At 75.9% G+C, this 16,388-nt stretch carries 8 protein-coding genes; 1 reads left to right on the forward strand and 7 read right to left on the reverse strand.

All coding sequences use genetic code 11. From position 1 onward, the window contains the following. Positions 1-80: 80 nt before the first annotated feature. The 7 genes from ACFY0X_RS14510 to eccCa all read right to left on the reverse strand — a co-directional run bounded on the left by ACFY0X_RS14510 (position 81) and on the right by eccCa (position 14,755). Entirely contained in the window at positions 81-1,427 is a 1,347-nt protein-coding gene (locus ACFY0X_RS14510; RefSeq protein WP_387753749.1) for a S8 family serine peptidase, read from the reverse strand. After that, on the reverse strand, positions 1,424-4,789 hold the full coding sequence (locus tag ACFY0X_RS14515) for a right-handed parallel beta-helix repeat-containing protein (RefSeq protein ID WP_387753751.1): 3,366 nt from the start codon (positions 4,787-4,789) through the stop codon (positions 1,424-1,426). The genes ACFY0X_RS14510 and ACFY0X_RS14515 overlap by 4 nt, the downstream gene beginning before the upstream one ends. Before the next feature lie 130 nt (positions 4,790-4,919). Then, entirely contained in the window at positions 4,920-6,392 is a 1,473-nt protein-coding gene (locus ACFY0X_RS14520) for a hypothetical protein (RefSeq protein ID WP_387753754.1), read from the reverse strand. A 79-nt stretch (positions 6,393-6,471) separates the two neighbouring features. Next, complete coding sequence (locus ACFY0X_RS14525) at positions 6,472-6,909, reverse strand: hypothetical protein (protein WP_387753757.1); 438 nt, start codon at positions 6,907-6,909, stop codon at positions 6,472-6,474. A 172-nt stretch (positions 6,910-7,081) separates the two neighbouring features. Next, positions 7,082-8,161: a hypothetical protein gene (locus ACFY0X_RS14530; RefSeq protein ID WP_387753760.1), complete on the reverse strand. Its 1,080-nt coding sequence runs from the start codon at positions 8,159-8,161 to the stop codon at positions 7,082-7,084. A gap of 223 nt (positions 8,162-8,384) precedes the next feature. Next, a complete protein-coding gene (locus tag ACFY0X_RS14535; protein ID WP_387753762.1) occupies positions 8,385-10,793 on the reverse strand; it encodes a hypothetical protein in 2,409 nt (802 codons plus the stop codon). Beyond that, on the reverse strand, positions 10,793-14,755 hold the full coding sequence (gene eccCa, locus ACFY0X_RS14540) for a type VII secretion protein EccCa (protein ID WP_387753764.1): 3,963 nt from the start codon (positions 14,753-14,755) through the stop codon (positions 10,793-10,795). The genes ACFY0X_RS14535 and eccCa overlap by 1 nt, the downstream gene beginning before the upstream one ends. A 246-nt stretch (positions 14,756-15,001) precedes the next feature. Between eccCa and eccD the strand changes: the two genes are divergently transcribed. Beyond that, positions 15,002-16,351, forward strand: a complete 1,350-nt coding sequence (gene eccD, locus ACFY0X_RS14545) for a type VII secretion integral membrane protein EccD (RefSeq protein ID WP_387753767.1) — start codon at positions 15,002-15,004, stop codon at positions 16,349-16,351. The last annotated feature ends 37 nt before the right edge of the window (positions 16,352-16,388 follow it).

Here is a 16,388-nt window from a genome sequence, read left to right on the forward strand (position 1 = left end):
CGGTGAGCCCCTGAGCCCCGGAGCCGACCTGCGGGCGGGCCACCGCGCCGGACGGGGCCGGGCGTGGGAGCGGCGCCCCGTCAGCTCTCCTCCGCCCGGCCCGGGCGCCAGCCGCGGGCGCGGGCCCGGGGGGCGACGGCGCCGGCCGCCGCGACGAGGGCGACGACGGCGACGGAGGAGAGGGCGATGAGGCTCGCCTGGGTGCCGGTGTCGCTCGGGGGCGGGGCGGCCGGCATGGTGGGGGCGGCCGCCGGGGTGGGCGGGGCCGGGGCCGCGGGGGCGGCGAGGCGGCTGACGGCGGCGACCGGGTCGACGGTGCCGTGGCCGTACTGGGGGCCGGGGCTGCGGTAGGCGGTGGTCTCCAGGCGCTGGGCCAGCTGGTCGGCGGTCAGGTCGGGGCGGTAGCCGAGGACGAGGGCGGCGGTGCCGGCCACGAAGGCGGTGGCGAAGCTGGGGCCGGCGCCGGTGTAGTAGCCGCCGGGGGCCGGGCCGGGGCCGGTGACGGCGTCGCCGGGGGCGGCGAGGTCGATCCGGCCGCCGACCGGGACGGCCGAGGGGCCGTCCGGGAGCGCGCCGCCGGGCGCGAGGTCTCGGACGGCGAGCACCTCGGGGTAGGCGGCGGGGTAGGCCGGGCCGGGCTTGACCGTTCCGGAGGCGTCGGTCGGGGCGGTGTCGGGGGCGGCCGGCGCGACGACCAGCGCCCCCTTGGCGCGCGCCGTACGGACCGCGGCGGCGAGGGCGTCGGTGCCGGTGGGCAGCGCCACGGCGACCGCGATGACCCGCGCGCCCCGGTCGGCGGCGGTGGTGATGCCCTGGGCCAGCAGGTCCGCCGAGGCGGTCCCGGCGTCGTTGGTGACGGAGACGGCGAGGATCCGGGCGCGCGGCGCCAGGCCGGCGAAGCCCGCTCCCTCGCGCTGGTCGGCGGCGATCAGGCCGGCCAGGAAGGTGCCGTGGCCGACGCAGTCCTGGGCGGGGTCGGGGCCGCCGGGCAGCGGGGCCAGGTCGAGCCGGCCGGCCAGCAGGCCGCTGCCGTCCTTGACTCCGGAGCCGAGGACGGCGACGGTGACGCCCTCGCCGCGGCTGAGCGGCCAGACCCGCTCGGGCCGCAGGAAGGTCTGCGGCCAGGGGGTGAGCTGGGTGCCCTTGGTGGAGGGCGGCAGGCAGCCGGCCGGCCGGCCGCTCGCGTCGCGCCGCTGCTGGCTGACGCCGGGCAGGGCGTCGGGGGCGTCGGCCGCGGCGGTGCCCGCCGGGACCAGCCCGGAGGCCAGCGTCCCGGCGGTCAGCAGCCCGACGGCCGTGAGCCGGAGGGCCGAACGGCCGACGGACGGGAGCCGGAGGGCCGAACGGCCGACGGACGGGAGCCGACCAGCCGACAGCCGACCGGTCGGCAGCCCGGCCACCGCCCGGGCCCGGGCCGCCGTCCTCATGCGAAGCTGCCGATCCGCTCGACCGGGATGTCCTGCGGCAGCAGCAGGCTGAGCTCGTCGAGGTCCGCCACGTCGAGCCGGGACAGCCGGCCCGCCTGCCGGGTGATCATCGCTTCCAGCACCTGCCGGGCGAACCGCCCGTTGCCGAAGGAGCGGTCGCGCGGGACGGCGCCGAACAGGGTGCCGAGTGCGGCCAGGGTCTCCGGAGCGCAGGTGTAGCCGGCGGTCTCGGCCTGCACCCGGACGATGGTGACGAGTTCCTCGTCCGCGTAGTGGTCGAAGGTGATCTCCCGGGAGAACCGGGAGGCCAGGCCGGGGTTGGAGGCGAGGAAGCCGCGCATCTCCTCCTGGTAGCCGGCCACGATCACCACGACCTCGTCGCGGTGGTCCTCCATCAGCTTCATCAGGGTGTCGACGGCCTCCTGGCCGAAGTCCCCGCCGGAGCCGTTGCGGGGCGTCAGGGTGTACGCCTCGTCGATGAACAGCACGCCGCCGCGGGCGCGTTCGAAGGCGTCCCGGGTGAGCTGGGCGGTGTGGCCGATGTAGCGGCCGACCAGGTCGGCCCGGGCGGTCTCGATCAGCTGGCCGGAGGGCAGCACGTCGAGTTCGGCGAGGAGTTCGCCGTAGAGCCGGGCGACGGTGGTCTTGCCGGTGCCGGGCGGGCCGGAGAACACCAGGTGGTGGCTGATGGTGGCGGCGGGCAGTCCGGCCTCGATCCGGCGCCTGGTCTGCTTGGTCAGGTTGACCAGGTCCTCGACCTGCTCCTTGGCGGCGGCGAGGCCGACCATGGCGCGCAGCCGGTCGAGCAGGCCGGGCTCCTCGGCCCGTTCCTCGCCGGCGGCGGCCGCGGCGGCCTCCTCGCCGACGTCGGCGGGCAGCAGCCGGGTGAGCGCCTCGTTGTCGAAGTGCTCCAGCTCGGCGAGCCGGGAGGCCTGCCGGTCGACCATCTCCTCGAACACCTTGCGGGCGGCCCGGCCGTTGCCGAAGTCGGCGCCCTTGGGCATCCGCTCGAAGTGCGCGGCGAGTGCCTCGCGGGTGCCCTCGGCGAGTTCGTAGCCGTGGCCGCCGGCGGCGTGCTCGACGATCGTGGTGAGCTCGTCGTCGCTGTAGTTGGCGAACTCGACAGTGCGGCTGAACCGGGAGGCCAGGCCCGGGTTGGAGGCCAGGAACTCGCGGATCTCGGCCTCGTACCCGGCGACGATCACGACCAGGTCGTCGCGATGGTCCTCCATCAGCTTGACCAGGGTGTCGATGGCCTCCCGGCCGAAGTCCGGCCCGGTGCCGCCGGAGCCCGCCGACAGGGTGTACGCCTCGTCGATGAACAGCACCCCGCCGAGCGCCTCCTTGACCACCTCGGTGGTCTTCAGGGCCGTCCCGCCGATGATCGAGGCGACCAGGTCGGCCCGGGCGACCTCGACCAGGTGGCCGCTGCGCAGCACGCCGAGTTCGGCGAGGATCGCGCCGTAGAGCCGGGCGACGGTGGTCTTGCCGGTGCCGGGCGGGCCGGCGAAGACGAGGTGCCGGCTCATCGGCAGGGCGGGCAGCCCGGCCTGTTCCCGGCGGCGGGCCAGCTTGTTGAGGTTGACCAGGGTGGCGACCTGCTCCTTGACGCCCTTCAGGCCGACCAGGGTCTGCAGGACGGCCTGCGGGCCCTGCGGTTCGGCGGGGACCGAGCCGGGCCCGGCGGCCCCCTCGGCCGCGGCGTCCGCGCCGTCGACGGCGGGGACGGCACCGGGCTCGGTGGTGGCGACGGCCGCGGTGCCGTGGGCGTCCGGCGAGCGGTTGTCGCGGCTGTCGAGGTTCTCCAGCGCGAGGCGCTCGGTCGGCTCGGTCTGCCGCAGCCCGGCGCCCTGGTTCTCGGCGGCCACGCAGTCGGTGAGCCGGACCGGCTCGGTGGACTCGGAGCGCAGCCCGTCCACGGTGTTGTCGACGAGCTGGCAGGAGGTCAGGGTGGCGCGGGCGCCGGGCAGCAGGTGCAGCCCGTGCCGCCGGTTGGTCCGCAGCCGGGTGCGGGTGGCGGTCAGTTCGCCGCCGTCCTCGACGCTCGCCCCGTCGAGGGCGTTGTCGGTGGACTCGACGTCGCGCAGGGTGGCGATACCCTCGGGGCCGACCGAGATCCCGCAGGATCCGCTGCCGCGCACCAGGCTGCCGCCGAGGTAGGTGTTGGCGCCGTCGGCGATCCGCACGCCGTGCCGGCCGGCGTCGATGACGGTGACGTCCTCCAGCCGGCCGCGCCCGTCGTGCAGCGCCTCGATCCCGTGGCCGCCGGCGGCGGTGACGGTGCTGCGGCGCAGCAGCGGGTTGGCGCCCTCGCGCACCACGATGCCGACGCCGGCCGCGTCGCGGACCTCCAGCCGGTCGAACTCGGCGGCGCTCTCCCCGGTGAGTTCGACACCGTCGGTCCCGGCGTCGCGCACCACCGCCCGCACCAGGCTGGGCCCGGCCGACTCGCCGACGTGGATGCCGGCCTGGGCGGGGGCGGTGACCTCGCAGTCCTCCAGGGTGCCCCGGGCCCGGCCGGCGATGTGCAGGCCGTGGCCCTGCGGGCGGACGGCCCGGCAGCGGCGCAGCAGCGGGTCGGTGCCGTTGGTGAGGACGTAGCCGTGGCCGCGCACGGCGGTGACGGTGCAGTCCTCCAGGACGACCCGGGCGGTGGAGCCGACGAAGACGCCGAGCGCGCTGTCCCGGACCTCGGTGCGCAGCAGGCGGGTGGTGCTCTGCTCCTCCAGGGCGACGGCGGGCTTGTCGGTGGCGGAGATCTCGCAGTCCTCGACCAGGCCGCGGGACTCGCCGTTGGCGCACAGGCCGTTGCCGCGCGCGTCGCGCAGCACGCAGCGCCGTACGGTCGGGTTGGCCCGCTCGCCGATCACCACCGCCGAAGTGCCGAGGTGTTCGATGACGCTGTCCTCGATCACGCTGGCACCGGTGGAGGTCTCGACCAGCCCGGCGCCGGCCGGGTTGGTCACCCGGCTGCCGCGCATGGCGAGTTCGCCCTGCTGGCGGGTGAGCACGGCGGTCCACGCGTTGCCGATCACCTCGCAGTCCTGCATGGCGAGTTGGCCGCGCGGGACGTCCACGGCGGGCAGGTCGTCGTCCTGCCCCTGGAGCACCAGGCCGGTGAGCTGGACGGCCTCGGTGAGCACCTGGACCACCGAACCGCGCCGCGGACTGATCCGCACGCTGCCCCGGACGTCCTCGGCGGTGATGCTCACCACCTTGGTGAGCACCAGGTTCTCGTCGTACCGGCCGGGGCGGACCGAGATCACCGCGCCGCTGCGGGCCGCCTGGAGGGCTTCGCCGATCGTGCGGTAGGAGCCAGGCTCCCGCTGCTCCGCGCAGACCGTCAGCACCGGGCGCGACATTGCCTGGGGTTCCCTTCGTCGTGGGGCGTTGTGGTTCGGTGGTTCGGTGGGGTTCGGTGGTTCGGGTCGGTCTGTTCGGTCGGTTCGGTCGGTTCGGTTGGCCCGGCGGGTCCGGGCGCCGGGGCCGGGGTCAGGCCGTGCAGGTGGCGCGGACCGCGGCGGCGGCGTGGTGGGCGTAGGTCTTGGTGCTGCCCGACCAGTCCAGGCCGCGGCTGTGCAGCGTCAGGGAGATCGGGCCGCGGTAGGTGAACGGCCCCTGGTTCACCCAACTGCCCCTGCTGCCGGTCTGGTTGATGGAGAACGCGCCGACCTGGCCGCCGCCGCTCTGCACCGTGTAGGTGCTCGGGCTGCCGCCGACCTGCTTCACGTCGCCGCTGGCCGGGATGTAGACGGACAGGGTGCAGCTGGTGACCTTGTCCACGGTGAAGGTCCAGACCACCGAGTTGCCGCTGTCGTCCTTGTTGGCGTCCCCGGACATCGGCATCGAGACGTAGTTGCCGGTGCAGCCGTCACCGCCGTAGCCGCCGGAGTTGGTGTTCCAGCCGCTGCTGCCCTGGTCGTACCAGCCGTTGGCCTTGTACTGGCCGCCGGACTTGCAGTACGGACCCGCGATCACGGTGACCGGTGCGGGCGGCTTGGCGGCGGGGGGCGCGGGCTGCTGGGGCGCCGGCTGGTTCGGCGCGGGTTGCTGGGGCGCCGGCTGGTTCGGGGCCGGTTGGTTCGGGGCCGGGTTCGCGGCGGAGCCGCCCGAACCGCCCGAGGCGGAGCCCGATCCGCCCTGGGAGCGGTCCGTCCCGCCGGCGGAACCGCCGCCACCGGGGTTGGCCGCGCCGCCGGGGGCGGCCACGCCACCGGGCCGGACGACGGCGCCCGCGCCGCCGGTCCCGTTCGGGGCCGCGGCCGGCTGGTCGCCCGGAGGCGGTGAACTGGAACCGTCGACCGGCGGGACCACCGCGCCCGGCTGACCGTCGGGCGTGGGGTTCACCGGATCGATGCTGCCGCCGTGCGCGTCGAATCCGGGGACGTAGCCGCTGCCGCCGTCGCCGCCCTGCCCGTAACCGGGCGGGACGTCGGCCTGCGCGGGCCCGTGCTTGGGGTCGTTGCCGCCCAGCTGGGTCACCACCACGGAGGCGCCGACCAGCACCAGGCCGACGGCGACGGCCGCGGCGATCATCGGACGGGAGACCTTGCCCGGACGCGGCCCCGGGTCCGCGGCGCCCTCACCGCCGGGCTCGGCGGCCGCGGCGGCGGCGAGCGCCACCGCCTCGGGCCCAGCGGGGGCCGAGGCGGCCCGGTTCGCGGCGGGGGACGGCACGGTCGCCGGGCCGATCCCGGCCCCGGCCTCCGGCTTCGCCCCGGACTCGGACTCGGACTCGGTCTCCGGCCCGGCCTCGGGCCGCGGCGCGGTCCGCGAACCCGTCGTCGCGCCGCCCGTGGCCCCGGAGCCCGCCCCGGCGGCCGGCGGCGCGGGCAGCACCGCGGTCGCGGCGCTCGCGGACTCCTCCTCGGACGCCGCCTCGGCCGCCAACGCCCAGTTCACCGCCGGGAGCCGGAAGCCGCCCGACCTCCGCTCCGGCTCGCCGCGCTGCTCCTCGCCCACCATGCATCCCCTGCGTTCGACGACACTCCTGTGGGGAGGTACGGACGGCGTGCCCGAACCGGTTCAGCCGCATCGGCGCGGTTCAGGACCCGACCGTCCAGACCGGCTCCTCGGCCGCCTCCGGCGGGGTCAGCACGAAGGACACGGCCTGCTCCAGCAGCTCCGCCGACGGCTCCGCCCACGGCCCGTCCCCCTGCTCGCGCACGTGCGCGAGCAGCTCCGGGTCGGGCGCCAGCCCGTACTCCTCCAGGTAGTACGTGACGGTGTCGGTCCAGACCCACCGGCCGTCGGTGCGGAAACCCATCGGCACGACACCGCGCCGGCCCGGGTCGACCACGTCGTCCATCAGCATCGGCGTCAGCAACACCGCCGCCCCGGCCCGCAGGTACCGAGCGACGGACTCGCGCTCCGGACCGACCGCCAGTCGCGGCCGATCCGGCGCGAACCCGGGCCCGGTCACCGGATCCACCGCGTCGAACACCGCCGCGAGCCGGAACCCGCCCCGCACCGTCTCGCCCATCCCCGTACTCCTCCCGCCGGCCACATCCCTACGCTCCCTCCGACGGACGACCACCTCCCCGCGGTTCACCGGAACACCCGGGTGCCACCCGTCGGCGGTCGCCGGGAGGATCCACCGCACGGCGCGAAGCACGGGACTTCCGGCCGTGCTTCGCGCGGGACTTCCGGCAGAGCTACCAGATGCGCTTCGAGACCGCCGCGTTGTCGGGGAACAGGCTGCTCCTGGCGCCGTTCCACCTGATCGTGATCGTCCACGAGAGGTACCCCAGGGGCGTCGGGAACACCGCCGGTGTCGAGTTCGACGGGGCGAGCGCACCGGCCGGGCGGCGCCAGCCGTCGAAGGTGTTGCCGCCGTCGTTCGAGGTGCTCTCCCACACGTACCCGTCGTTCCCGATGCAGGAGATCATGACGCGCTGCTGCTCGGCGTAGCCCGGCTGACCGGGGCCGACCACGGTGGTCTGGTTCCCGAGCCGCGCCGCCCCCACGCCGCTGGCGCACTCGGCACCACCGTTCACCTCGGACAGGTCCCGGACCGCGCCGGTCGTGGGATTCGTCGTCTCGCGCCACACCCGGTGGTCGGTTCCCGTGAAGAAGCTGCGCAGCACCGATTCGTAGTAATGGGTGCCGTAGACGGCGATCTGGCTGTCACCCTCGATGTCCGTGGCGTTGGTGCCGAGGAGCGCGTGCGAGTCCACCCGCCAGCCGCTGGACGTCAGCGTTCCGTTGTAGTTCCGCAGGAACGTGGTGTTGATGCGCCGGTAGGAGTTCGGTGCCTCGATCATGAGGTCCCGGGTGGCCGAGCTGATGGTGAGGATCGGGCTGCCGATCGCGTTGGCACCGGCCGGGAGCCGCACCCAGTCCGTCCAGGAGTTCAGGGACCCGCTGTTCGCCTGGCTGTACCAGATCTCCCCGTCCGTGCCCCGGATGACGACCATCGCGCGCCCCGGCGGGTACTCGACGATGCGCGGCGGCGACGTGGTCCGGGACGCGTTGTTCCCGCCGAGCGGGTGCCAGCTCCCGCCGTTGTAGCGGAACCAGATGTTGTTGTCCGTGCCCCGGGCGACGTCGTACGTGGCACCGCTGATCGTCACCGAGTACACCGCCGACAGCACCCGTGACTGGTTTCCGTCGAGACTGATCCACTCCGTCTCCGCGGCCTGCGCCGGACCGGGCGTGCCGGCCAGTACCAGCACCACCCCGGCGAACGCGGCCAGCACCGCGCGCCAACCGCTGACCATACGCTGACGAACCAAGGACACAACGACCTCCCTGCCGTTTACCTATGACGTCCGACGTTCCGTACGTGGCGTTCGACGTTCCGTACGGAGCGTTCGCGTGAGGAGTCTCGTCCGTCGTGGTCACGGTGGTTGCCAGTGCGCGCACTGGCGGATGCCCCCCAGCGCACCGGGCCGCGCCGCCTCCTCGCCGCGGCGCGCGCACCGACCGACGAGGCGTCGGGATCCGTCGTCCCGACGGTCACCCGGTGCCGGAGTCGGCGCCGAGGGCGAGGGCGTAGCGGGAGGGGTCGGCGGGGCGGACGCGGTCGGCGGGGGCGACGGCGTCGCGGCGGGCGAGCCAGGTGCGCAGCCGGTCGGGGCCCGGGCGGACGCCGCCGATCTCATGGAGCAGCACCCGGGGCGGGCGGCCGTCGTCCGGGTCCGCCGGCTCGACCTCGACCACCTCGAACGCCGTGCCCGGGGCGAAGATCACCGTCGGCTGGTCGCCCGGCTCGCCGAAGGCCGAGCTGCGGCGGCCGCCGACGGACCAGATGGCGAACTCGATCCCGACGTCCTCCCCCAGGTCCACCCCGGGCGCCGCCAGGCCGGTCACCGGGGCCGGCTCGGTCAGCACCGTGCCCGGGGCGTACGCGGCGAGGTCGCAGGCCCGCGCCGGGCCGGCGACCAGCACGCCGCCGTAGTGGCTGGGCAGCCGCCGCAGCCCGGCGGCCAGGCAGCGCAGGTACGGACCGTAGGGGCCGGGCGCGCCGGACCGGGCCGCCGCGAGCAGCTCGGCCCGCGGGGCCAGCGGGCCGGGATCACCGTGCTGCAGCAGGACGGCGACCAGTTCGGCGCCCTGCTCACCGTCCTCCGCCCGGGCGCGCAGGGCGGGCAGCCGGGTGGCGACGTCCTCGGCCCGCCGCGCCAGGCGCTGGTAGGCGGGGCCGAGCTGGGCGGCCAGGGCCGCGCCGTCCGCGGCGGGGGTGGAGGGCGTGGAGGGCACCGGCGGTGCCGGGGACGGGGACGGGGACGGCGGCGGCGGCGGGGGCGTGACGGCGGGCACCATGGGCTCGGGGACCGGCGCAGGCTCGGGCTCGGCCGCGGGTACCGGCTCGGGCTCGGGCTCAGGTTCAGGAACCGGGTCGGGCTCGTTGACCGGCTCCTCAGCCGCGGGCTCCTCCGGAACGGCATCAGGGGCCAACATTGGCCCTTCGTCGACCTCCCGTGGAGTCTCCGCCACGAACGCACCGCCCGACGTCGCCACCATCGCGGCGGGCTCCGGAACCGTCACGGGTTCGGGCTCGGGCTCGGCCTCCGGAGCCGCCACCGGCTCAGCCTCGGGCTCGCGTACGGGCTCGGGTACGACCATCGGCTCGGGCTCGGACTCGGAAACCACCACCGCCTCCGGCCCCACCACAGCCTCGGCCACCGACGCAACCTCGCCCACCGCCTCCTCCCCGACCCAGTCCAGCCCGTACAGCCGCGCGCAGAACCGCCCCACCGCCGCCGACCCCACGTCCAGCGCCCCCGCCACCGAGAGCGCGAGCCGTACCGGCCCGGGCGGCAGCGAGCCCAGCACCGCACCGAGGTGGTCCCAGACCGTCTCCGGAACCGGCCGCCCCGGCGTGCCCACGACCAGCACCGGCTGCGCCGGGTCCGGTCGGCGCAGCCGGGGCCCGCGGTCCGGGGTGGCGGCCGGGCGCAGCCACAGGCCGGCCGCCACCGCCTCCAACTCCCAGCCGGGGAAAGCCGGGTAGCGCGCCGCCCCGGGGGCGGCGGGCAGGTCGGGGCGAGTGCGCCAGCCGACGGCGGTGACGGTGCGCTCGCGCGGGCGGGCGGCCAGCTCGGTGAGGTACGGCTCCCAGCCCTCGCCGCCGTCCGCCGTCGGGTGGACGTGCCGCGCGCCGAACCCGGACGCCCCCGCCGTGCCGACCGGCACGCCGACCGCGGCCCGCACCTCCTGGCCGAGCGAGGCCGCCAGCACCGCCGCCAGTTCGATGAGTTCGACCGGAGCGGCCCACGGCGCGCTCAGCACGAGGCGCTCCCCCCGCCCGGCCTTCTCCTGCAACAGCGAAGCCGCGTCGGCAAGTTGGGCTCCACTGGGCAGCGGCCCGGCCGGCTCGCCGATAACCAGCAGCAGTCCGTCCGCCGGCGCGACGGCCCGGTCCAGCACGGCGGGCCGGACCGGCCCGACCGCCGCCTCGGTCACCCAGTACGCCCCGTCGGCCAGCGGGGTGACGGTCGCGGCGGCGGGCCAGCGGCCGCCGAGCGGCTCCGCTCCCCCGCCGGGACGGCAGCGCCACCACGTCCCGTCCACGGCGGGCAGGGTGCCGTCCGCCTCGACGCTGACCACGGTGTCCGGCGCGACGACCGTCAACCCGGCGCGCCGGGCGAGCAGTTCGGCGGGCCGCCGGCCGTCCGGGCCGACCGCCGCCAGCCCGGAGGCGGCCAGCACCAGCACCTCGGCGTCCCGCTCACGCGCCGCTCGGGCGAGTTCGTCCAGCGAGCCGAGCAGGACGGGCGCCGCGTCCGCGGCGGCGGCGAGCAGCAGCAGCGCCCGCGGCTCCGCCCGCACCGGCGCCAGCGCCTCGGCCAGTCCGTCCGCCTCCGCGCCGGGCGGGGCGATCACGTAGTGCGGGCCGAGCGCCCGCAGGGTCGTGGTGCCCATCACTCCTCCTCCGCCAGCTGCCCGGTCTGCACCAGCACGGACCGCCGCCGCGTGATGTACAGGCCGCGGCCGGCCGGGTACTGGCGGGGCTTGAGGTTGCCGAACAGGTAGCCCTCGGACGGCGGGCAGGACATCAGCAGGGTGGGCGAGTTGACCTCCTGGAGCTTGCGGATCAGCGGGTCGCCGAGCGACCGGCCGATGCCGTTGGCGCCGCGGGCGACGACCAGGTGGAGGCCGATCTCGGCGCCCTGGGAGAGGTCCTCCAGCAGGGCTGCGAAGGGGTGGGCACCGCTGCTGGAGCCGACCAGGTCGTAGTCGTCGACGAGGACGAAGAGCTCGGGGCCGGTCCACCAGTCGCGCAGCCGGAGCCGGGCGGGGGTGATATCGGCGGGCGGGATGCGGTTCTTCATCGCCCGGGACGCGCCGTCCACGATCTGGCGGAGCTTGTCGACGGCCACCGCGTAGCCGAGCCGGTACTCCTCCGGAACCGCGTCGTACAGGCCGCGCCGGTAGTCGACGAGCATGATCCTCGCCTCGGCCGGGGTGTAGGCGGTGGTGATGGCCTTGATCATCAGCCGCAGCAGGTTGGTCTTGCCGGCTTCGCTGTCGCCGACGACCAGCAGGTGCGGGTTCTCCTCGAAGTCGTGCCAGAGCGGCGAGACCTCGGTCTCCTCCAGGCCGATCGGCACCCGCAGCCGGCCCTCGGGGGCGGGCAGCCGGGCCGCGTCCAGGGTGAGCGGGAGCATCCGGACCTCGGGGGCGCGCGGCCCGGTCCAGTGCGCGGCGACCGCGTCGACCAGGTCGGCGACACCCTCGCCGAGGTCGTCGGTGCGCCCGGAGCCGTCGATCCGGGGCAGTGCGGTGAGGAAGTGCAGCTGCTCGTCGGTGAGGCCGCGGCCGGGCAGCTTGGGCACCTTGGCGGCGGCCCGCATGTTGATCACGGAGTCGACGGAGTCGCCGAGGCGCAGCTCGAAGCGGGTCTGGAGCTGGTCGCGCAGACCGCTGCTGACCTCGCCCCAGCGGGTGGTGGCGATGACCAGGTGGACGCCGTAGTTGAGGCCGCGCTGGGAGATCAGGGTGAGCAACTGGACGAGGTCGTTGAACTCCTGGCGCAGGGTGTTCCAGCCGTCGATCACCAGGAAGACGTCGCCGTGCGCCTCGTCGGGCAGTCCGCCCGCGGCCCGGCGGCGGCGGAAGGCCGCGACGGAGTCGATGCCCAGCTCGGCGAAGTACTGCTCCCGGCGGGAGATGATCCCGTTGACCTCGGCCACCGTGCGCAGCACCCGCTCGCCGTCGTGCCGGCCGGTGACCCCGCCGACGTGCGGCAGGCCGCGCAGCGCGGACAGCGTGCCGCCGCCGAAGTCCAGGCAGTAGAACTGGACTTCGCGCGGGGTGTGGGTGAGCGCCAGGCCGGTGATCAGGGTGCGCAGCAGGGTGCTCTTGCCGCTCTGCGGGGCGCCGGCGATGCCGATGTGGCCGCCGGCGCCGGAGAGGTCGGCGGTGAGCAGGTCGCGCAGCTGGTGGAAGGGGCGGTCGACCACGCCGACCGGCAGGCCGAGGGCGCCGTGGCGGGCCTCGTCCTCGGTGGTGAGGCCGCGCTCGGGGTGCGGGACGAGCGGCGGCAGCAGCTCGTCGAGGGTGGGCGGGACGTCCAGCGGCGGCAGCCAGACCCGGTGGGCGGGCGGTCCTGCGTCGCGCAGCCGGCCGGCCGCGACCTCCAGCAGCGAGCCGGCCGAGGTCGGCTCCTCCTCCGTCTCGGTCTCCGCCACCGGCCGCTGCCGGGGCATCACGTAGTCGGTGCCGTACGCGACGACCTGCCCGGCGATGGCGGCCTGCTGGGCGGCGCGCCGCTTGGGGCGGTACGGGCCGGAGACGTAGGCGGCCTTGAACCGGGTGAGGGTGGAGATGTCGCTGCGCAGGAAGCCGTTGCCGGGTTGGGAGGGCAGCTGGTAGGCGTCCGGGACGCCGAGCACGCCGCGGCTCTCCATGGCGGAGAAGGTCCGCAGGCCGATCCGGTAGGACAGGTGGGACTCCAGTGCGCTCATCCGGCCCTCGTCGAGGCGCTGCGAGGCGAGCAGCAGGTGCACCCCGAGGGAGCGGCCGAGCCGGCCGATCATCACGAAGAGCTCCATGAAGTCCCGGTGCGCGGACAGCAGTTCGGAGAACTCGTCGACCACCACGAAGAGCGTGGGCAGCGGGCGCAGCGCGGTGCCGGCGGCGCGCGCGGTCTCGTAGTCCAGCAGCGAGGCGTAGCCGGCCTCGCGCAGCACCTCCTGGCGGCGGACGAGTTCGCCGTGCAGGGCGTCGCGCATCCGGTCGACCAGGGCGGCCTCGTCGGCCAGGTTGGTGATCACGGCGGAGGTGTGCGGCAGGGTGTCCAGGCCGAGGAAGGTCGCGCCGCCCTTGAAGTCGACCAGGACGAAGTTGAGCACCTCGGAGGAGTGGGTGACGGCGAGCGCCAGCACCAGGGTGCGCAGCAGCTCGGACTTGCCAGAGCCGGTGGCGCCGATCAGCATGCCGTGCGGGCCCATGCCGCCCTGGGCGGACTCCTTGAGGTCCAGATCGACGGGCCGGCCGTCCGGGCCGAGGCCGAGCGGCACGCGCAGCCGCTGGGGGATGCCGCGCTGGGCCCAGAGCGCCTCGACGTCGTGGGCGTGCAGGTCGGGGATGCCGAGCAGGGCGGTGAGGTCGAAGTCGGTGGCGAGCGGCTCGGCGGCGTCGACGCCGTCGGCGATCCGGTAGCGGGCGAGCCGGGCGGCCAGCCGGGTCGTCGCGGGCAGCGGGAGCGCGTCGGGCCGGCCGAGCTCGGTGACGACGTCCTTGCGGTTGCGGTCGGAGCCGACCATGGCGAGCCGGCCCTCCTCGATCCGCAGCCGCAGGGTGGTGCGGGCCGCGCGCCACTCCAGGGAGTCGGAGAGGTCGATCAGGACGGCGTTGCGGTAGCCGGTCAGTGCGGCGCGGCTGCCGGTGTGCGCGCCGGGGCCGTCCAGGACCAGGACGGTGAACGGCTCGTCCCGGTCGGGTACGGCGTCCGGTTCGAAGCCGGGGCGGCCGGTGAACTCCTCGCCGAGCAGCTGCTCGACCTCGCCGAGGCTTCCGGCGACCAGCCGGACCGGGCCCGCGCCGTCGGTGTCGGTGGGGTGCAGGGCGTGCGGCAGCCACTTGGCCCACTCCCACGCGGCCCGCCGCTCGGTGTCGGTGACCACGGCGACCCGCAGCTCGTCCGGGCCGTGCACCACGGCGAGCTGGGCCAGCACCGCCCGCACCAGCGCGCGGGCGGCCTCGGGGTCGTCGGAGCGCAGCAGCAGGTGGGCGAAGCCGCGCAGGTGGATCGCCATCGGCTGGTCGGCGAGGGTGCCGTAGGCGTGGATGAAGCGGCGCAGCGCGTGGGCGCAGAGCGGCTCCAGGTCCTCCACCGGCTTGGTGGCCAGCGGTGCGAGCGGGGTGGCCAGGCGCTGGGCGCCGAGCGCGATCCGGACGTCGCTGAAGTCGGGGTGGGCGGCCCGCCGCTCCCACAGCCGGGTGGTGCCGACCAGTGCGCCCAGTTCGGTCGGCTCCGGGTGCCGCCAGGCCAGGGCCTTGCGCTGGGCGTCGATCGAGCGGCGCACCTGGCGGCGCATCTGGGAGAGGTAGCGCAGGTAGTCGCGGCGCTCGGCGCGCAGCTGCTGCTTGCGGTCGCTGGAGCCGCGGATCAGCTGGGTGACCAGCATGCCTACGGCGGAGAGCGCCATCATGCCCATCGCGACGTAGCTGAGCATCCCGCTGCGGCCGTCACCCCCGCCGGGGTGCAGGAACATGAACACCATCGACAGCGAGCCGAGTGCCATCGGGGCCATGGCGATCATGCTGGCCATGCCGCTCTGCTTCTCCGGCAGGCCCGGCGGCTCCTGGAGCTGGATCTCGCCGTCCGGCATCTCGGGCCCCGGACGCCGGGGCGTCCGGTTGATCAGCTCCACGCTCACACAGGGCTCCTCACTGGGACGGGCTGCTCACCGTCCCGGGCTGCTCGGGGAGGACGGGCGCCGCACCTGCGGCTCCCCACCGCGGCGCCCGTCCCGTTCACACCCACGGACGGCGCCGGTCCCCGGGTTCACGTCGGCGGTTGAACGCGGCGCGCCGGGCAGGCCGTTCATCCGGGCGGAGAAAGCACCACCCCACCGAACCGGAGGACCGGCGTGAGCAGCAGTGTCGTGGCAGGACTGTGCCGATTGAGGTTCCACGCGCCGGGGACGGCCTTCGAACTGGCCGTCCCCGCCGACGTGCCGCTGGCCGACCTGCTGCCCGCCGTCCTCGGGCACGCCGGCCCCGAGCTGGCCGAGGAGGGCCTGGAGCACGGCGGCTGGGTGCTCCAGCGGCTCGGCGAGGAGCCGCTGGACGAGGAGCGCACCCCCGAGGCGCTCGGCCTGCACGACGGCGACGCGCTGTACCTGCGGGCCCGTCACGAGGCACTGCCGACCGTGCACTTCGACGACCTGGTGGACGGCGTCGCCACCGGCATGGAGGAGCGCGGCGATACCTGGCGCCCCGCACTCACCCGCGTCCTCGCGGTGGCCCTGGCGCTGGCCGCGCTGGCAGCCGGCTGGGTGCTGCTGGCGCTGCCCGGCGCGGCCGCCCCGCGCCAGGCCGCCGCCGCGGCGGTCGCCGTCCTGCTGCTGCTCGGCGCGGCCAGCGCCTCCCGGGCGATGTCCGACGCGGGCGCGGGGGCCGCGCTGGGCGCCGCCGCCGTGCCGTACCTGGCGCTCGCCGCCCTGCTGCTGCCGAACGGGCCGGACGACGGCGAGCTGCTCGGCGCCCGGATCCTGTCGGCCTCCTCGGCCGGGGCCGGGGCGGCGGTGCTGGCCCTGGCGGCGGTCGGCGCGGCGGCGCCGCTGTTCCTCGGGGTGGCGCTGGTGGCGGTGCTCGGGGTGCTGTCGGGGGTGCTGGTGCTCGCCGGGCTGACGCTCGCCCAGCTGGTCGCGGTCGTCGCGGTGGCGGCCGTCCTGGTCGGCGCCTTCGTGCCCTCGCTGGCCTTCCGGCTGTCCGGACTGCGGCTGCCGATGCTGCCGCGCAACGCGGAGGAGCTCCAGGAGAACATCGACCCGGTCCCGGCCGCCACCGTGCTCCCCCGCGCCCTGGTCGCCGACGACTACCTGATGGCCCTGCACACCGCGATCGGCGCCGTCAGCGCCGTCTGCCTGGTGGCCCTGCCGTTCGCCGACGGCTGGGCCGGCCCCGCCGAGGCCGGCGCGCTGAGCCTGCTGCTCCTGCTGCACGGACGGGCCGTCGGCAGCATCCGCCAGCGCCTGGCCGTCCTGCTGCCCGGCGTCCTCGGCGGCCTGGTGCTGCTCGCCCGCGCCGCCACCGGCGCCACCACCGCGGACCGGCTGCTGCTCGTGGCCGTCCTGCTGACCCTCACCGCCGCCCTCCTCGTCGCCGCCTGGACCGTCCCCGGCCGCCGCCTGCTCCCCTACTGGGGCCGCGCCGCCGACATCCTGCACACCCTCAGCGCGCTGTCCCTGCTGCCGCTCGCCCTCCAGGCCTGCGGCGTCTACCACCGCCTGCGCGGCCTGGCCGGCTGAGCCGCCCCGCACCGCCCCGACGGGCCCCGGCCGGAGT

Origin of the sequence: Kitasatospora sp. NPDC001547, from assembly GCF_042894165.1 — a bacterium.
GTDB lineage: Bacteria > Actinomycetota > Actinomycetes > Streptomycetales > Streptomycetaceae > Kitasatospora.